Annotated in this window: 19 protein-coding genes; 14 read left to right on the forward strand and 5 right to left on the reverse strand. The window is 63.9% G+C overall.

The genetic code is table 11. The features are described 5' to 3' along the window. The first annotated feature begins 124 nt into the window (after window positions 1-124). From pyrG to ftsB, 4 genes are all read left to right on the forward strand, one after another. The gene (pyrG, locus tag FAZ95_RS08645) at window positions 125-1,786 is read left to right on the forward strand and encodes a CTP synthase (RefSeq protein ID WP_137332072.1); all 1,662 of its coding nucleotides are present in this window, start codon (window positions 125-127) and stop codon (window positions 1,784-1,786) included. Further along, the gene (gene kdsA, locus FAZ95_RS08650; RefSeq protein ID WP_137332073.1) at window positions 1,783-2,637 is read left to right on the forward strand and encodes a 3-deoxy-8-phosphooctulonate synthase; all 855 of its coding nucleotides are present in this window, start codon (window positions 1,783-1,785) and stop codon (window positions 2,635-2,637) included. The genes pyrG and kdsA overlap by 4 nt, the downstream gene beginning before the upstream one ends. 102 nt (window positions 2,638-2,739) lie before the next feature. Then, window positions 2,740-4,023 (forward strand): phosphopyruvate hydratase, encoded by a 1,284-nt coding sequence (gene eno / locus FAZ95_RS08655; protein ID WP_136898051.1) that lies wholly within the window; start codon window positions 2,740-2,742, stop codon window positions 4,021-4,023. Window positions 4,024-4,104: 81 nt separating this feature from the next. Further along, entirely contained in the window at window positions 4,105-4,575 is a 471-nt protein-coding gene (ftsB, locus tag FAZ95_RS08660; RefSeq protein WP_137332074.1) for a cell division protein FtsB, read from the forward strand. Window positions 4,576-4,662: 87 nt separating this feature from the next. Here the strand turns inward: ftsB and FAZ95_RS08665 are convergent, their stop codons facing one another. The 3 genes from FAZ95_RS08665 to FAZ95_RS08675 are packed head-to-tail and all read right to left on the reverse strand — an operon-like array spanning window position 4,663 to window position 6,596. Further along, entirely contained in the window at window positions 4,663-5,052 is a 390-nt protein-coding gene (locus FAZ95_RS08665) for a hypothetical protein (protein ID WP_137332075.1), read from the reverse strand. Between the two features lie 28 nt (window positions 5,053-5,080). Continuing rightward, a complete protein-coding gene (hslO, locus tag FAZ95_RS08670; protein WP_137332076.1) occupies window positions 5,081-6,031 on the reverse strand; it encodes an Hsp33 family molecular chaperone HslO in 951 nt (316 codons plus the stop codon). A 40-nt stretch (window positions 6,032-6,071) separates the two neighbouring features. Continuing rightward, window positions 6,072-6,596, reverse strand: a complete 525-nt coding sequence (locus FAZ95_RS08675; protein ID WP_137332077.1) for a gamma carbonic anhydrase family protein — start codon at window positions 6,594-6,596, stop codon at window positions 6,072-6,074. A gap of 194 nt (window positions 6,597-6,790) precedes the next feature. Between FAZ95_RS08675 and FAZ95_RS08680 the strand changes: the two genes are divergently transcribed. The 10 genes from FAZ95_RS08680 (at window position 6,791) to FAZ95_RS08725 (ending at window position 15,949) form a co-directional block, all read left to right on the forward strand. Beyond that, the gene (locus FAZ95_RS08680) at window positions 6,791-7,645 is read left to right on the forward strand and encodes a ferritin-like domain-containing protein (protein WP_137332078.1); all 855 of its coding nucleotides are present in this window, start codon (window positions 6,791-6,793) and stop codon (window positions 7,643-7,645) included. 107 nt (window positions 7,646-7,752) lie between these two features. After that, window positions 7,753-8,637 carry an alpha/beta fold hydrolase gene (locus FAZ95_RS08685; protein WP_137332079.1) on the forward strand — a complete coding sequence of 295 codons (885 nt, stop codon included), beginning with the start codon at window positions 7,753-7,755 and terminating at the stop codon, window positions 8,635-8,637. A 141-nt stretch (window positions 8,638-8,778) separates the two neighbouring features. Next, window positions 8,779-9,609 (forward strand): 3',5'-nucleoside bisphosphate phosphatase, encoded by an 831-nt coding sequence (locus tag FAZ95_RS08690; RefSeq protein WP_137332080.1) that lies wholly within the window; start codon window positions 8,779-8,781, stop codon window positions 9,607-9,609. A gap of 101 nt (window positions 9,610-9,710) precedes the next feature. After that, entirely contained in the window at window positions 9,711-10,343 is a 633-nt protein-coding gene (locus FAZ95_RS08695; protein ID WP_137332081.1) for an L-threonylcarbamoyladenylate synthase, read from the forward strand. Between the two features lie 92 nt (window positions 10,344-10,435). Further along, window positions 10,436-11,101: a site-2 protease family protein gene (locus tag FAZ95_RS08700; protein ID WP_137332082.1), complete on the forward strand. Its 666-nt coding sequence runs from the start codon at window positions 10,436-10,438 to the stop codon at window positions 11,099-11,101. A gap of 4 nt (window positions 11,102-11,105) precedes the next feature. Continuing rightward, window positions 11,106-12,308 carry a tryptophan--tRNA ligase gene (locus FAZ95_RS08705; RefSeq protein WP_137332083.1) on the forward strand — a complete coding sequence of 401 codons (1,203 nt, stop codon included), beginning with the start codon at window positions 11,106-11,108 and terminating at the stop codon, window positions 12,306-12,308. Between the two features lie 28 nt (window positions 12,309-12,336). Beyond that, window positions 12,337-12,957 carry a class I SAM-dependent methyltransferase gene (locus FAZ95_RS08710; protein ID WP_137332084.1) on the forward strand — a complete coding sequence of 207 codons (621 nt, stop codon included), beginning with the start codon at window positions 12,337-12,339 and terminating at the stop codon, window positions 12,955-12,957. A 42-nt stretch (window positions 12,958-12,999) separates the two neighbouring features. Further along, complete coding sequence (gene dapA / locus FAZ95_RS08715; protein WP_137332085.1) at window positions 13,000-13,917, forward strand: 4-hydroxy-tetrahydrodipicolinate synthase; 918 nt, start codon at window positions 13,000-13,002, stop codon at window positions 13,915-13,917. Between the two features lie 113 nt (window positions 13,918-14,030). After that, window positions 14,031-15,170: an NlpB/DapX family lipoprotein gene (gene bamC, locus FAZ95_RS08720; RefSeq protein ID WP_137332086.1), complete on the forward strand. Its 1,140-nt coding sequence runs from the start codon at window positions 14,031-14,033 to the stop codon at window positions 15,168-15,170. Window positions 15,171-15,175: 5 nt separating this feature from the next. Then, a complete protein-coding gene (locus FAZ95_RS08725) occupies window positions 15,176-15,949 on the forward strand; it encodes an MBL fold metallo-hydrolase (protein WP_137332087.1) in 774 nt (257 codons plus the stop codon). Between the two features lie 130 nt (window positions 15,950-16,079). On the opposite strand, the gene FAZ95_RS08730 is transcribed toward FAZ95_RS08725, so the two are convergent. After that, window positions 16,080-16,340, reverse strand: a complete 261-nt coding sequence (locus tag FAZ95_RS08730; RefSeq protein ID WP_137332088.1) for a hypothetical protein — start codon at window positions 16,338-16,340, stop codon at window positions 16,080-16,082. Window positions 16,341-16,566: 226 nt separating this feature from the next. Beyond that, on the reverse strand, window positions 16,567-17,802 hold the full coding sequence (locus FAZ95_RS08740; protein WP_137334478.1) for a cupin domain-containing protein: 1,236 nt from the start codon (window positions 17,800-17,802) through the stop codon (window positions 16,567-16,569). Window positions 17,803-17,826: the final 24 nt, after the last annotated feature.

A 17,826-nucleotide genomic window follows, 5' to 3' on the forward strand; every position in this document is an offset into this window, starting at 1 on the left:
CGGTTTAAAGGATGCACGGGCGTGCACAAATTATTGTTGGCTGAACCCGTGCTGATCGCCTGCCATCCGCTGGGTTGGAGCCCGCCTTTACGGTATAATCCGTTTTTCCCGCGAGCATCCAGCGATGACCAAATATGTTTTTGTCACCGGCGGCGTAGTGTCTTCCCTCGGCAAGGGTATTGCCGCCGCCTCTCTCGCCGCGATCCTCGAATCGCGCGGTCTCAAAGTCACCCTCCTCAAGCTCGATCCCTACATCAACGTCGACCCCGGCACGATGAGCCCGTTTCAACACGGCGAAGTGTTCGTGACGGAAGACGGCGCTGAAACGGACCTCGATCTCGGCCACTACGAGCGCTTCATCAGCACGAAGATGCGCAAGGCCAACAACTTCACGACCGGCCAGATTTACGAATCGGTGATCCGCAAGGAGCGCCGCGGCGATTATCTGGGCAAGACCGTGCAGGTGATTCCGCACATCACGAATGAAATCCAGGCGTTCGTCGAGCGCGGCGCCGCGTCGGCGACGTGCGGCGAGCCGGATGTCGCGATCGTGGAAGTGGGCGGTACGGTGGGCGACATCGAATCGCTGCCGTTCCTCGAAGCGGCGCGGCAGATGAGCCTGCGCCTCGGCCGCAACAGCGCATGCTTCGTGCATCTGACGCTCGTGCCGTACATTGCCACGGCGGGTGAGCTGAAGACCAAGCCGACCCAGCACAGCGTGCAGAAACTGCGCGAGATCGGCATCTCGCCGCACGTGCTGCTGTGCCGTGCGGACCGCCGCATTCCGGACGACGAGCGCGCGAAGATCTCGATGTTCTCGAACGTGCCGGAAGACGCCGTGATCTCCGTGTGGGACGTCGACAGCATCTACAAGATCCCGCAGATGCTGCACGACCAGGGCCTCGACAGCATCATCTGCGACGAACTCAAGCTCGCACCGAATCCGGCCGATCTGACGATGTGGTCGGACCTCGTCGAGAAGCTCGAGAACCCGCGCAGTGAAGTGACGATCGGCATGGTCGGCAAGTACGTCGATCTGACCGAGTCGTACAAGTCGCTGATCGAAGCGCTGCGCCATGCGTCGATCCACACGTCGACGAAGGTCAACATCGAATACATCGATTCCGAAGAGATCGAGGCCGAAGGCGTCGATAGCCTCAAGCACCTCGATGCGGTTCTCGTGCCGGGCGGCTTCGGCCGGCGCGGCACGGAAGGCAAGATCGCCGCGATCCGCTATGCGCGCGAAGCGAAGGTGCCGTACCTCGGCATCTGCCTCGGCATGCAGCTCGCGGTCATCGAATTCGCACGCGATGTGGTCGGCCTGAAGGACGCGAACAGCACCGAGTTCGATCCGAATACCGAAAACCGTGTGGTCGCGCTGATCACCGAGTGGTACGACCGCGAAGGCCGCGTCGAGAAGCGCACCGAGGAATCCGACCTCGGCGGCACGATGCGCCTGGGCTCGCAGCGCTGCCCGATCAAGCCGGGCACGATGGCTGAAGAGATCTACGGCAAGGACGTGAACGAGCGTCACCGTCACCGTTATGAGGTCAATAACCGCTTCGTGCCCCAGCTCGAGGCGGGCGGTCTTATCATCAGCGCCCATACCCCGAGCGAGGACCTGCCCGAGATGATGGAATTGCCGCGCAGCATGCACCCCTGGTTCGTCGGCGTGCAGTTCCACCCGGAGTTCACGTCCACGCCGCGCGATGGTCATCCGCTCTTCAAGTCGTTCGTCGAAGCGGCGCGCGCGCACAAAGAGGCGTGCGTCGAGGAGAAAGCATGAAGCTTTGCGATTTCGAAGTCGGTCTCGACCAGCCGTTTTTTCTGATCGCGGGCACGTGTGTCGTCGAATCGGAGCAGATGACGATCGATACCGCCGGCCGTCTCAAGGAAATCTGCGCAAAGCTGAATATCCCGTTCATCTATAAATCGTCGTACGACAAGGCCAATCGCAGCTCGGGCAAGTCGTTCCGCGGTCTGGGCATGGACGAAGGGCTGCGCATTCTTTCCGAGGTGAAGAAGCAGCTCGGCCTGCCGGTGCTGACCGACGTGCACAGCGAAGAGGAGATCGAAGCGGTTGCGTCGGTCGTCGACGTGCTGCAGACGCCCGCGTTCCTGTGCCGTCAAACCGATTTCATTCACGCGTGCGCGCGCTCGGGCAAGCCGGTCAACATCAAGAAGGGCCAGTTCCTCGCGCCGCACGACATGAAGAACGTGATCGACAAGGCCCGCGACGCCGCGCGCGAAGCGGGGCTGTCGGAAGACCGTTTCCTCGCGTGCGAGCGCGGCGTGTCGTTCGGCTACAACAACCTCGTGTCGGACATGCGCTCGCTGGCGATCATGCGCGAGACCGCCGCGCCGGTCGTGTTCGACGCGACGCATTCGGTGCAATTGCCGGGCGGCCAGGGTACGAGTTCGGGCGGTCAGCGCGAATTCGTGCCGGTGCTTGCGCGCGCCGCCGTGGCGACGGGCGTGGCGGGCCTCTTCATGGAGACCCATCCGAACCCGGCCCAAGCCAAGTCGGACGGCCCGAACGCGGTGCCGCTCAACCGGATGGGCGATCTGCTCGAAACGCTGATCACGCTTGATCAAGCCGTCAAGCGCACGCCGTTTCTCGAAACCGATTTCAACTAATGCCCCCAGGCGCACCCGGCGGGCGACGGGTGCGTTCGACAGCCGACCTGCGCCCGGCGCCGTCAACGCTGTAAAGATTCAACGTCAATTCTTGAGGAAACCATGAGTGCAATCGTAGATATCATCGGTCGCGAGATTCTGGATTCGCGAGGCAACCCGACTGTCGAGTGCGACGTGCTGCTGGAGTCGGGCACGATGGGCCGCGCGGCCGTGCCTTCGGGCGCGTCGACGGGCTCGCGCGAAGCGATCGAGCTGCGCGACGGCGAAGCCGGCCGCTATGGCGGCAAGGGCGTGCTGAAGGCTGTCGAGCACATCAACACCGAAATCTCCGAGGCGATCATGGGCCTCGACGCGTCGGAACAAGCGTTCCTCGACAAGACCCTGCTCGAGCTCGACGGTACCGACAACAAGTCGCGCCTCGGCGCCAACGCGATGCTGGCCGTGTCGATGGCGGTCGCGAAGGCCGCCGCTGAAGAAGCCGGCCTGCCGCTCTATCGCTACTTCGGCGGCTCGGGCGCGATGCAACTGCCGGTGCCGATGATGAACATCGTCAACGGCGGCGCGCACGCGAACAACAGCCTGGACATCCAGGAATTCATGATCGTCCCGGTCAGCCAGCCGACGTTCCGCGAAGCGCTGCGTTGCGGCGCGGAAGTGTTCCATGCGCTGAAGAAGATCCTGTCCGACCGCGGCATGAGCACGGCGGTGGGCGACGAAGGCGGCTTCGCGCCGAACTTCGGCAGCAACGACGAATGCCTGTCGACGATCCTGCAAGCGATCGAGAAGGCCGGCTATCGCGCGGGCGAAGACGTGCTGCTCGCGCTGGATTGCGCAGCCAGCGAGTTCTACCACGACGGCAAGTACCAACTGGCGGGCGAAGGCCTGCAACTGTCGTCGGCCGAATTCACCGACTACCTCGCGACGCTCGCGGATAAATTCCCGATCGTCTCGATCGAAGACGGCATGCACGAAAGCGACTGGGCCGGCTGGAAGCTCCTGACCGACAAGCTCGGCAAGAAGATCCAGCTCGTCGGCGACGACCTGTTCGTGACGAACACGCGCATCCTGAAGGAAGGCATCGAGAAGGGCATCGCGAACTCGATCCTCATCAAGATCAACCAGATCGGCACGCTGACGGAAACCTTCGCGGCGATCGAAATGGCGAAGCGCGCGGGCTACACGGCCGTGATTTCGCACCGCTCGGGCGAGACGGAAGACTCGACGATCGCCGATATCGCCGTCGGCCTGAACGCCGGCCAGATCAAGACGGGCTCGCTCTCGCGCAGCGACCGCATCTCGAAGTACAACCAGCTGTTGCGTATCGAAGAAGATCTGGGCGATATCGCTAGCTATCCGGGCAAGTCGACGTTCTATAATCTGCGCTGATTACCTCGCTATACTTCGTCAATTGATTGGCCGCCGCCCTGCGCATAGCGCAGGGCGGCGTTTATTTAACCGGCACTTTGCATGCGGCTCGTCACAGTTGTCCTGATTGTCCTGCTCGCGCTGATTCAGTATCCGCTCTGGTGGGGGCATGGTGGCTGGCTGCGCGTCCACGAGTTGCGCCAGGAGCTCTCGCAGCAGCAGCAAAAGAACAACGACGAGAAGCTGCGCAACGAGCGGATCGAAGGCGAGGTGCAGGATCTGCAGAACGGCACCTCGGCGGTCGAAGAGCGTGCCCGCTACGAGATGGGCATGGTCAAGGACGGCGAGGTGTTCGTGCAGTTCGTGTCGCCGAACCAGCCGCTGCCTGCGCCGACCTCGACGGCATTGAATAACACGTCGACGCGTGGCGAGGTTTCCGCCGCGCCCGTGAGTGTCGTGCCCAATCCGGTGTCGCGCGTGAAGCCGGACAAGAAGCACGCTGGCGACAAGAAAGGCAAGGAAGCGTCGTCGTCAAAGGAAAAAGACAAGGGCAAGGCCAAGCACGCGGGTTAGTGATGACGTGATGCGAGGACGTGTTGCAGATACGAAAAAGGCATGGATCGCTCCATGCCTTTTTCGTTTATCGCGCGAGCGTGTGCGCTACCACCACCAGCCCGGCGACCCATACCCAAACCCGATACCCGTGCTCCAGCCGCTGTAATAGCCGCCATATGCGACCGGTGCGGGATAGTAATAGGGCGTCGAGTAGTACGGCCCGTAGTAGCGTGCCCAAGCCTCCGCGGCCATTGCCTGGTTCTGTTCCAGGAGCACCTGCTTGTCGATCGCGTCGTAGCGCTGCTTTTCCTCGGCGCTGAGCTGCGGGGCGGGAGTCGCGCCGGGTTGGCTCGGCGGGAGCCGGCTCAGGATAGGCGCAGGAACTTGCGGGTCCAGCGTGCAGCCGGAGAGGAGGGCGCCGCCGGCGAGCGCCGACAGCACCATGACGGTCCGCAAGGTTGTCGATGACGAGAGACCGGAACGGTGATGTGTCATGTTGACCTCCAACATCCGTAGGCTGAACCTAGTGGCGCTGCTCGGCCGCCGGCGTCACGCCGGTCGCGATCACGTTCGCGACGAAGAGCTGCGCGACGTCGACCGGGTCGAATTCATAGCGCTGATTGCAGTAGTCGCAATGAATCTCGACATGGCCGCGCTCCTCGATGACGCCGTCGACTTCCTCGCGCCCGAGCATCTTGAGCATCGAGCCCACTTTCTCACGCGAGCACGTGCATTCGAAGCGCGGGGCAGCCGGTGCGAAGTGCTGCACGTTTTCTTGCCAGAACAGGCGCTTGAAGACCGTGTCCGGTGCTTCTTTCAGCAATTCGTCCTGTGAAAGCGTGCCGCCGAGCGTGCAGACGCGCTCCCAAGTATCGGTGTCCAGCTCGCCGGCATGGGGGACGATGCCGCCATCGCCCGGCAGCTTCTGCAGCAGCATGCCGACCGCGCGCTCGGTGTTCGCCGCGAGCCACAGCCGCGTGTCGAGCTGTTCCGAATGGTGCATGTAGTGCTCGAGCACCTGCGCCATCGACGTGAGCGGACCGTCCTCGCCGTTGAGCGGCACGATGCCCTGATAGGGCTGCTGGCCCGGCTTCTTGTCGGCCGGATCGAGCGTGATCACGCAGCGACCGTGGCCGCCGGCGTTGACGAGTTCGACGAACGAGATGTCGTCGCGGATCGCATCGGCGGAATCGCCCGAATACTTCGCCGTAGCGCGCATCGTCAGATTCGAGTTGCACTGCACGACCAGCATCTTGACCGGACCATCGCCGAAGACTTGCATGATGAGCGTGCCGTCGAACTTCAGATTCGCCGACAACAGCGCGCACGCCGCCATCATTTCCCCAAGCACGTCCCGCACGGGCGCCGGGTAATGACGGCGCGCGAGCACTTCCTGCCACGTGTTGCGCAGCGAGACGATTTCGCCACGCACCGGCGCGGTGCTGAACATGAATTTTTGCAACTGGTCGTCCACGACTATTCCTTGATTGGTTGGCACCCGGTCGATCGGCCGATTAGCCGATCCTCACGAGCTGAGCCTTGAAGTATCCGCGGCGCTCGGCGTAATTTTCCGTATTCCGGCGCATCCCGGCGAGATCGGCTTCCGTCAGTTCCCGCACCGCTTTCGCAGGCGCGCCGAGAATCAGGGAGTTGTCGGGGAACACCTTGCCTTCCGTCACGACGGCGCCTGCGCCAACCAGACAGTTGCGGCCGATAACCGCACCATTCAAGACCACCGCCTGCATGCCGATCAAGGCGCCTTCCTTGACGGTGCAGCCGTGCAGCATCGCCTGATGGCCGACGGTCACGTTGGGTTCGATCGTCAGCGGATAGCCTAGGTCGGTGTGCAGCACCGCGCCTTCCTGGATGTTGCTGCCCGCGCCGACGGTGATCGGCTCGTTGTCGCCGCGCAGCGCCGCGCCGAACCAAATGCTCGCGTTTTCCTCGAGCGAGACCTTGCCGATGATCGTCGCCGTATCCGCGACGAACACGCTTTCATGGATGGTGGGGGCGGCATCGCCGAGCTTGTAAATCGCCACAGTGTGAGTCCTCGGGGAAAGCGCCGGGGCGGCCGGTACAATGGCGCGCACGGCGGCAGCGCCCAAAAACGTCAGCTTTCGCTGCGATCGAGGCGCCGGGTGGTCGGTCAATCGCATATTGTAAACGGTTACGCGGGATAGGCCGGGCGAGTGGCGCGGGACCGCGTCGGCCGTTCCATTTCATTTCACGATTCATGACGTTGGTGGTGTCTTCCGTTTCCGATGCAGCTTGCGCGCGCAGCGCGGCGCTTGAAGTCCTGCTGGAGCGCGATCCGAGGGCGAAGGCCGAGGCGGCGCGCGCCCTGTATGCGCGCGTCATTGCGCATGCGGCGGCTTGTTTGCCGTCGATCGAAATCGTCGAGCCTTCGGGGCTGCCGGGGCGCCCCGAGCGTCCGCTGCTCGTCGAGCCGCGTCTCCTGCAACGGCGCAGCATGCAGTCGGCGGAGGGCCGGGCCGTGCTGCTGCATGCGCTCGCCCATATCGAATTCAACGCGATCAATCTCGCGCTCGACGCTGTCTGGCGCTTTGCCGGCATGCCCGAAGCGTTCTACGTGGACTGGCTGAAAGTCGCGGCGGAAGAGGCGCATCACTTTTCGCTGCTCACGGCGCGGCTAGCGGAATTCGGCCATGCCTACGGCGACTTTGCTGCGCACGACGGCCTCTGGGACATGTGCGAGCGCACGCGCGGCGACGTGCTCGCGCGCATGGCGCTCGTGCCGCGCACGCTCGAGGCGCGCGGTCTCGACGCGTCGCCGCCGATTCGCGCGCGGCTCGTGCAGGCGGGCGACGAGGCGTCGGCGGCGATTCTCGACGTGATCCTGCGCGACGAGATCGGCCACGTGCTGATTGGCAACCGCTGGTTCCGTCACCTGTGCGAACGGGACGCGCTCGATCCGCATCCGACCTACGTCCGCCTGGCGGAGCAATATCGCGCGCCGAAGCTCCGAGGCCCCTTCAATTTCGACGCGCGCCGCGAGGCGGGTTTCGACGAGGCCGAACTCGCCGCGCTTGCGCAGCACGATAGCGGGGTATCGCAGCGCGCCGAGTGAGGCCGACGCCGCTCTTCGCGGCGAAAACATCGGCATTTCGCGCTGCACGAAAATCCGCCCGTCTCGATATAATCGAACGACCATTCGTTTTTACGCGGCAGGTACTCATGAACCCTTCAAAATCCGACTTCGTCACCGTGCGGGGCACCCGGCTGCATGTGCGCCGCTGGGGCCGCGCCGACGCGCCAACGCTCTTCATGCTGCACGGCTGGATGGATATTTCGGCGTCGTTCCAGTTCGTCGTCGATGCGCTCGCGGGGGACTGGCAGGTGATCGCGCCGGATGCGCGCGGTTTCGGCCTGTCCGACTGGCCGGTGGCCGAACGCGGTGGCGGCAGCTACTGGTTTCACGATTACCTCGCCGATCTCGACGCGTTGCTCGACCGCTACGCGCCCACCGGACAGGTCAATCTCGTCGGCCACAGCATGGGGGCCAATGTCGTGTGCCTGTATGCCGGCGCCCGCCCGGAGAGGGTGCGCCGGGTGGTGGACCTGGAGGGTTTTGGCCTCGCGCCCTCGAAGGCAGCGCAGATGCCGCGCCGGCTCGGCGCGTGGCTCGACGAACTGCGCGAGCCGCCGACGTTGCGCAGCTACGCGTCCGAGGAAGAGGTCGCCGCGCGGCTGATCAAGACCAATCCGCGCCTCGCGCCGGAGCGCGCGCGGTTCCTCGCGCAGCACTGGTCGAAGCTCGACTCGGACGGCCGCTACCGGCTGCTCGCGGACCCTGCACATAAGCAGCGCGGACCGCTCCTGTACCGGCTCGACGAAGTGATGGCCGTGTGGGCGAATGTCCGCGCGAAGGTGCTGCACATCGAGGCGGCGGCCTCGCCGACGCTCACGATGCTCGCCGGCGACATTCCGCTCAACGAATACAAAGCGCGTTTCCGAGCGTTTCCCGACTGGCGGGAACACATCATCGACGATGCGGGCCACATGGTGCATCACGATCAGCCCGAGCAGATCGCCGCGCTGATCGAGGGTTTTTGCGCGTAAATCGGGCGGGCGCCGCTGCGCTGGGCGCGATAGCGTCGGGCGCCGCTGCGCCGAGCGCCGCCGCACGCGCCACCGCGAATTGATCCACGGCTCGCATGCCGCATTGCAGTAGAATGAACAGGCTCCCGAATTCCACTGACAATGAACGCCGACCTGCACTGCCATTCGAACGTTTCCGACGGTCTGTTCGCTCCCGCGGACGTCGCTCGCCGCGCGCATGCCGGCGGCGTCGAGCTGTGGGCGCTGACCGATCACGACGAAGTCGGCGGGCAGGCCGAAGCGCGGCGCACCGCACAAGAACTCGGAATGCGCTATTTGTACGGCGTGGAAATTTCGGTCACCTGGGCGTCACGCACGGTGCATATCGTCGGGCTCAATGTCGATCCCGAGTGCGCGACGCTCGTCGACGGCCTTTATGCGACGCGCCACGGCCGCGCCGCGCGTGCCAAGGCGATCGGCGAGTCGCTCGGCGAGCTTGGCATCGACGGGGCGTATGAAGGCGCGCTGCGATACGTATCGAATCCCGACCTGATCTCGCGTACCCACTTCGCGCGGTTTTTGGTTGAAAAGGGCTTTGCGGCGTCGACGGCCGACGTGTTCGACCGCTTTCTCGGCGACGGCAAGCCCGGTTACGTGCCGCACCGCTGGGCCAAGCTGTCCGATGCGGTCACCTGGATCAAGGTGGCCGGCGGCGAGGCCGTCATCGCGCACCCCGGCCGCTATCAGTACACGCCCACGGAATTCGATGCGTTCTTCGGCGAATTCATCGACCTGGGCGGCAAGGCGATCGAGGTCGTGACCGGCAGCCACACGCCGGATCAGTATCGCGAATACGCGGACGTGGCGCGCCGCTTCGGTTTCGAGGCGTCGCGCGGCTCCGATTTTCATGCGCCGGGCGAAAGCCGTACCGAATTGGGCAGCTTGCCGCCGCTGCCGTCCGATCTCAAGCCTGTCTGGGAGCGCTGGCTGTAGCGCTCGCCCGGCTGCCGCGCTAACGATAAACGGGCGCGGTGGTGTGCCCGGAAGGTGCGCGCGGAGCGCGCCGTCCGCCTCACGATCCCGACTCGTTCCCCATGTCCCAATACTTTCGGATCCACCCCGACAATCCGCAGCCGCGCCTGATAGCGCAGGCGGTCCAGATCATCAAGGAAGGCGGCGTGGTCGCGCTGCCCACCGATTCGAGCTACGCGCTCGCCTGCCAGCTCGACGACAAGGACGCGGTCACGCGCCTGCGCCGTATCCGTGGGCTGGATGAGAAGCAGCACTTGTCGCTGGCCGTGCGCGATTTGTCGGAGCTTGCGAACTTCGCGATGGTCGACAACCTCCAGTTCCGGCTCATCAAATCGGTCACGCCGGGGCCTTACGTGTTCATTCTGCAGGCGACCAAGGAAGTGCCGCGGCGCCTGTCGCATCCGCAGCGGCGCACGATCGGCCTGCGCGTGCCCGACCATGCGATCACGCTCGCGCTGCTCGAAGCGCTCGGCGAGCCGCTGATCGCGACGACGCTGATCCTCCCGCCCGACACCGATCCGCTCAACGACCCCGAGGAAATCCGCGCTCGGCTCGAAAAGCAGCTCGACTTGGTGGTCGACGGCGGCGCGTGCCCGCGCGAACCCTCGTCGGTGATCGACCTGACGGGCGACGAGCCCGTCCTCGTGCGCGCCGGTCGCGGCCGGCTCGAGCCGTTCGGCTTGACGGCGGCGTAATCGGGATGCCGCGGAGCGCATTGCACCCATCCTTACGGGAGAGTATTGAAAGCGGGCGGCTGCGTGTCACTCGCTTGATACAATAACGCGCTATGGATTCTTCACTGATACAGACAATCGCGGTCTACGCACTGCCCGTGATCTTCGCGATCACGCTGCACGAGGCGGCGCACGGCTATGTGGCGCGCCTTCTGGGGGACAACACCGCCTACATGATGGGGCGCGTGTCGTTCAATCCGATGCGCCATATCGATCCGCTCGGCACGATCGCGATTCCGCTCATTCTTTACTTCGCGACGGGCGGCGCGCTGATGTTCGGCTACGCGAAGCCGGTGCCCATCGCCTTTCGCAACCTGCGCAATCCGCGCTGGGGGAGCCTCTGGGTCGCGCTGGCGGGGCCAGGGTGCAATTTCGTGCAGGCGCTCGTCTGGGCCGTGTTCGGCGTGGCGCTGGCGCTGTTGTCGATCGACGAGCCTTTTTTAACGCGCATGGCGCAGGCGGGCATCGGCGTGAACCTGGTGCTCGGCTTTCTGAACCTCTTTCCGCTGCCGCCGCTCGACGGCGGCCGTGTGCTGGTCGCGCTGTTGCCGCCGCGTGCGGCGATCGCGCTCGCGCGGCTCGAACCGTACGGCTTTTTCATCGTGATGGCGCTCGTCATGACCGGCGTCCTGACGAAGTTCTGGCTGAGCCCGCTCGTCGGTCTCGGCTACGATGCCGTGCGCGCCATCCTGACTCCTTTCGTTTCGCTCCTTAACTAAAACCATGTACCCAGACCGTATTTTCTCCGGCATGCGGCCCACCGGGTCGCTGCACCTCGGCCACTATCACGGCGTGCTGAAAAACTGGGTTCGGCTGCAATCCGAATATCCATGCTTTTTCTGCGTGGTCGACTGGCACGCTCTGACGACGCACTACGAAACGCCCGAAATCATCGAGAAGAACGTCTGGGAAGTGCTGATCGACTGGCTCGCTTCGGGCATTGATCCCTCGCAGGCCACCCTCTTCATCCAGAGCAAGGTGCAGGAGCACGCCGAGCTGTCGCTCTTGCTCGGCATGAGCGCGCCGCTTGGCTGGCTCGAACGCGTGCCGACCTACAAGGAGCAGATCGAGAAGCTCAAGGACAAGGACTTGTCGACCTATGGCTTTCTCGGCTACCCCGTGCTGATGGCCGCCGACATCCTGCTGTACCGCGCATCGCTCGTGCCGGTCGGCGAGGACCAGGTGCCGCACGTCGAGATGACGCGTGAAATCGCGCGCCGCTTCAACTATCTGTATGGCCGCGAACCGGGCTTCGAGGAAAAGGCGCTCGAAGCCGCGAAGAAGCTCGGCGGCAAGCGCGCCAAGCTCTATCACGAGCTGCGCAACGCCTATCAGCAGGAAGGCGACGACGAAGCGCTCGAACAGGCGCGGGCGATGCTACAGGAGTCGCAGAGCCTGTCGATGAGCGACCGCGAGCGGCTGTTCGGCTACCTCGAAGGCGCGCGCAAGATCATCCTCGTCGAACCGCAGGTGCTCCTGACCGAAGCGTCGCGCATGCCGGGCCTCGACGGGCAGAAAATGTCGAAGTCCTACGGCAACACGATCGGGCTGCGTGAGGACGCCGAAACGATCGCGAAGAAGGTCCGCACGATGCCGACCGACCCGGCGCGCGTGCGCCGCACCGATCCGGGCGATCCGGACAAATGCCCGGTGTGGCAGCTGCATCAGGTCTATACCGACGAAGCGACGCACCAGTGGGTGCAAAAGGGCTGCCGCTCGGCAGGCATCGGGTGTCTCGAATGCAAGCAGCCGGTGATCGAGGGCATCTTGCGCGAACAGCAGCCGATGCTCGAGCGCGCGCAGAAGTACATGGACGACCCGTCGCTGTTGCGCGCGATCGTCGCCGACGGCTGCGACAAGGCCCGCAAGTTCGCGACCGAGACGATGCGCGACGTGCGCGAGGCCATGGGCCTCTCGTACAACTGATCCGGCGTTGCAGGCGGCGCGGCAAGCGATGAGCGGCGAATCCACGGTACCGGCGGTCGAGCCGCACGGCGGCGCGCTCGAGCCGTCACGCTGGGTGAAGCGCTGGTCGCATCTCGTCGCGGCAGGCGGCACGGTGCTGGACGTCGCGGCAGGCAGCGGACGCCATGCGCGCTGGTTCGCTGCCCGCGGGCACCGGGTGACGGCGCTCGATCGCGATGCCGCCGCGCTGGCAACGATGGCCCGCGTGGCGGGTGTCGAAACCCTCACTGCCGATCTCGAGGACGGCAGTCCCTGGCCGTTGCCGGCCGGTGCCCGGTTCGACGCGGTGGTCGTGACGAATTATCTGCATCGGCCCCTGTTCCCCAAGCTGCTCGACGCCCTGGCGCCGGGTGGCGTGCTGATTTACGAGACCTTCGCCGCCGGCAACGAAACGGTCGGCAAGCCCTCGAATCCGGCGTTCCTGCTCGCTCCCGGTGAGCTGCTGGACGCCGTGCGGCCGGGCCTGCGCGTCGTCGCTTTTCAAGATGGATTTCTGGCAACCCCGCGCGCCGCGTATATTCAGCGGATTTGCGCGGTTCGAGAGGTGGAATCGCCGGTAATCGAAGCGAATGGGGCAGTGGTTCCCCCGCGTTACGATTTGGCCGGCTAATCCGCTACAATCGCGGTTTACTGATTAAATTCAAAGCATTTCATGACTTACGGCAACCAGAGCGGCACCCAGGACGGCGTTCGAATCCGCGGCAGCATTCCCGCCATCGTGACCCCAATGCTTGAAGACGGCAGCCTCGACCTGCCGGCGTTCCGCAAGCTGATCGATTGGCACATCGAGGAAGGCACCGACGCGCTCGTGGTGGTCGGCACGAGCGGCGAATCGGCGACGCTTTCGGTCGAAGAGCACATCCTGATGGTCAAGACAGCGGTCGATCACACGGCGGGACGCATCCCCGTGATCGCCGGCGCGGGCGGCAACTCCACCACCGAGGCGATCGAGTTGACCGAGCGCGCCAAGGCTGTCGGCGCCGATGCCTCGCTGCAAGTCGTGCCGTATTACAACAAGCCGACGCAAGAGGGCATCTACCGTCACTTCAAGGCGATTGCCGAAGCGGTGGACTTGCCGGTCATCCTGTACAACGTGCCGGGCCGTACCGTCGCCGATATGTCGAACGAGACGATCCTGCGTTGCGCGCAAGTGCCGGGCATCATCGGTGTGAAGGAAGCGACGGGCAACATCGATCGCGCCGCGCATCTGATCAAGTCGGCGCCGGCCCACTTCGGGATCTACAGCGGCGACGATCCGACCGCGATTGCGCTGATGCTCCTCGGCGGCCACGGCAACATTTCCGTGACGGCCAATGTCGCGCCGCGCCTGATGAGCGAATTGTGCAAAGCCGCGCTCGCCGCCGATGCGAAGACGGCTCGCGAGATTCACCTAAAGCTGTTGTCGCTTCACAAGAACCTCTTCATCGAATCGAATCCGATTCCGGCCAAGTGGGCCCTGCAGGAGATGGGCAAGATGCAGGGCGGCATCCGCCTGCCGCTGACTCCGCTCGATGCGCGCTATCACGACGTGGTGCGCGCGGCATTGCGCGAAGCGGGTCTTTTGGGCTGAACGCTGCAGCCCGTCGAGCGCCGCTAGCCGGCATTCCTTTAACCGACGTCGACTCTCGACTCACGTACCCGGCACCGTTGCAGCCAACGCGTTCCCGTATCACGAAGGACCTCATGAAACGTTCCGCTTTCTCTACTAACGCCACCCGCATGGCGGTGCTGGCGCTTGCGCTTTGCACGCTCGCCGGCTGCGACACGTTGAACGACTGGTTCGCGTCCGATCGCGTCAATTACAAGGCCACGGGCTCCGCGCCGCCGCTGACGGTGCCGAGCGACCTGAATCCGACCGCGATGAATCAGCAATTCACCGCGCCGCCGGTCACCGCTCCGCTGGGCGGCGCGCCGACCCTCTCGAAGACCGCGGCCGGCAACACAGTGGAAGGCGTGCCTACCGCGCAAGACCCGTACGGGATGCACGTGGAGCGCGACGGCGACCGTCGCTGGCTCGTCGTCGACGGACGCTCGCCCGATCAGCTTTGGCCGATCCTGCAGGATTTCTGGAAGGATAACGGCTTCTCGCTGAAGACCGACGCGCCGGCTACCGGCATCATGACCACGGACTGGGCCGAGAACCGCGCGAATATCCCGGACGACTGGTTCCGCCGCACGATCGGCAAAGTCATCGATTTCGCCTATTCGTCGGGCACGCGGGACAGCTTCCGTACGCTGGTCGAGCGCGGTCCCGATGGCATGACCGACATTTCGATCACGCACAGCGCGATGGAAGAGGTGTTGACGGGGCAGGACAAGGATTCCTCGCGCTGGGTCGAGCGGCCGCGCAATCCGGTGCTCGAAGCGGTGTTCCTCGATAAGCTGATGCAGAAGTTCGGCCTGACCGAAGCGCAGTCCAAGCAGCTGCTGGCCGATGCGCGTCCGTCCGGCGCAACGGCGCAAGTCGACATGAATGCGGGTGCGACCACGCTGGACCTGACTGAGCCGTTCGACAGCGCGTGGCTGCGCGTTGGGCTAGCGCTCGATCGCACGAACTTCACGGTCGACAATCGCGATCGCGCGAAGGGTCTGTACTACGTGCGTTACGCCGATTCGATGCAAGAACTGAAGCGCGAAGGCATCTTCGGCAAGCTGTTCTACAGCGGTTCGAGCGCGCAGAAGCCGAGTCAGGAATTCCTCATCAACGTCCGTTCGAAGAGCGACGGCGTCACCCAAGTGGCGGTGGTCGATGCGAACGGGCAAATCGACACGTCGTCCGAAGCGCAAAAAATCGTTTCGCTGCTGCACGCGCAACTGAATTAAGCGCGATGCGTTTTGCCAGCCTCGGCAGCGGCAGCGAGGGCAATGCCCTTGTCGTCGAGGCTTCGAACGGAGCCACGACGACTCGCGTGATGCTCGACTGCGGGTTCTCCGCGAAAGAAGTCGAGCGACGCCTTCTCAGACTCGAGCTGGGCGTCGAGCAACTCGACGCCATTCTGATCACGCATGAGCACAGCGACCACATCGGCAGCGCGCTTACGCTCGCGCGCAAGTGGTCGCTACCGCTTTACATGAGCTGGGGCACGGCGCAAGCGGTCGGGGCCGATGATGCCGACGTCGATTTGCACGTGCTATGGGGCGATGAAACGGCGGCCATCGGCGATGTCGAAGTGCTGCCTTATACGGTGCCCCACGATGCGCGCGAGCCGCTGCAATTCGTGTTTTCGGATGGCGCATGCCGCTTGGGTGTGCTGACCGATGTCGGCACCTCGACACCGCATATCAGCGCTGTGCTAAGCGGTTGTGACGGTCTCGTGCTCGAATGCAACCACGACACGAAGATGCTGGCCCAAAGCCGCTATCCGCAATCGTTGAAAGCGCGTATCGGCGGCAATCACGGACACCTTAACAATGACGCCGCGGCGAACATTCTGGCTTCGCTGGATCGCGCGCGTCTCAAGCACCTGGTGGCGGCGCATCTGAGCCAGCAAAACAACCTCCCCGAGCTTGCCCGAGCGGCCATGGCCCGTGTGCTGGGCGCGGCGGCTACCGAAGTGGTGGTCGCTTCGCAGGTCGACGGATTCGGCTGGCTAAGCCTCTAATTCTGTCTTGCTTTCTGGGTTGCGTATTGGCCGGCTGGACGCCGTGTCGTAGCGCAGCGCGCATCAATCTCGCAGGCATGAAAAAACCGGCCCGAAGGCCGGTTTTTTCTTTGCCACATCAGCCGCAAGCTTACTGGCTTGCGCCCGAAGCCGGAGCAGCAGCCGAAGCGCCAGCGTCCGAAGCAGCAGCTGCCGGTGCCGAAGCAGCGGCGCCGGTGTCGCTCGCAGCAGCAGCGCCCGAAGCAGCGCCCGTTTCCGAAGCAGCAGCTGCCGGTGCCGAAGCAGCCGACGTGTCGCTAGCGGCCGGGGCAGCCGATTGGTCGCTGCTCTTGTTGCAAGCGGCCAGGGCCACAGCTGCCAGCAGGGATGCTACGAGGAGGGATTTCTTCATGATCACGTCCTTTTATGGTTAAAGGTAAGCAACAGCGCGAAATAATACCGGTAATGTGCTCCAACACCAACCTGGGCCGATGGTGGGATGCACTTCAGAGCGTGAATCTTCCCTACGGCTTGGGCGGAAATTATATGCACTTTCGTACCGACCGTCGACAAACCAGGGTCAATACGTTGTCTTTCTCATACAAAATATTGTGTTTCGGAACAACAGGCAGGCTACTTTACGCGAATTCGCCCACTTGTACCCAGCCCGCACAATACCATTCGTGCAGCAATGCTGTCACCGCCCCATCTGCCGAGAGTGTTACAAAGCGTTTCGCTCCCAGGCGCCGCGTATCAGCCAATTCCGCTAGCCATTTTTGTCCGCGCAATAGCCGGTCTTCTTCGCCATTGATGAAGTACGAACGGGGCCCATACAGCAACACCGTTTTTCTATCGAGGCGGATACCCGAGCGGGAGGCGTTGCGAATGAACGCAGCTTCGTTCAATGGGCGGCGCGGCGCGTCGAATACGACATTCGCTTTCGGCTCGCTCAAGTAGCTGCCCAAAAACGACGCGATGTCACGCTCGGTCCATTTGATCTGTGCAAGGATCGCGCCAACTCGGTCGATGAGCGCTGGCGGCAATTGTCCCGGATTCGTCACCGCAGGCTGTTGCGGATCGCGATAGCGTTCGTCTCGCAGCGATCCGTTCAGGGTCTCGCCGCGCTCGGCCAGATGGTAGAGGAACTGGCCGGTCAGCTCGCTTGCGGAGGGCGCTCGAAAGCCGATCGAGCACGTCATGCATTCGCCTTCGGCGATGCCGTCGTGCGCGATGTGCGGGGGCAGATACAGCATGTCGCCGGGCTCGAGCAGCCATTCTTCATCGGGCTCGAAATGCTGTAAAACTTTCAACGGCAGCCCCGGTTTTAACGACAGGTCCTTTTGCGCGCCGATACGCCAGCGGCGTTTGCCATGCACTTGCAGCAGGAAAACGTCGTAGGAGTCGAAGTGCGGACCGACGCCGCCGCCGTCGGTCGCATAGGAGATCATCAGATCATCGAGGCGGGCATCGGGAACGAAGCGGAAGCGGTCGAGCAGTGCGCGTGCGCGATCGTCATGCAGGTTGACGCCTTGGACCAGGAGCGTCCATTCGCGACGCTTCACCGGCGGCAGTTCGTCCGGTGCGAAAGGCCCGTGCTTGAGTTGCCAGCTACCGCGGAAATGGGTGATCAGCCGGGACTCGGCATCGTCGCTGTCGGCGAGCTCGAACAGTTCGTCGCGCCTGAGCGGCGGCACGATATCGGGGACGGCCTGGCGGATCAAGAGCGGCTTTTTCTGCCAGTACCGGCGCATGAATTGCGACGGCGTAAGATTGCCCAGCAAGGGAGTCGGCACTTCGGGAAGCGGGGGCGAAACGGTCGCTTTGGCCGTGGCCGACGCGGTGCCGGCCGAGTGGTCTAGGGGCCGCTTGGGCATCGTATAATGGGAAATGTATTTTGG

This window comes from Trinickia violacea, from assembly GCF_005280735.1.
GTDB classification, from domain to species: Bacteria; Pseudomonadota; Gammaproteobacteria; order Burkholderiales; family Burkholderiaceae; genus Trinickia_A; species Trinickia_A violacea.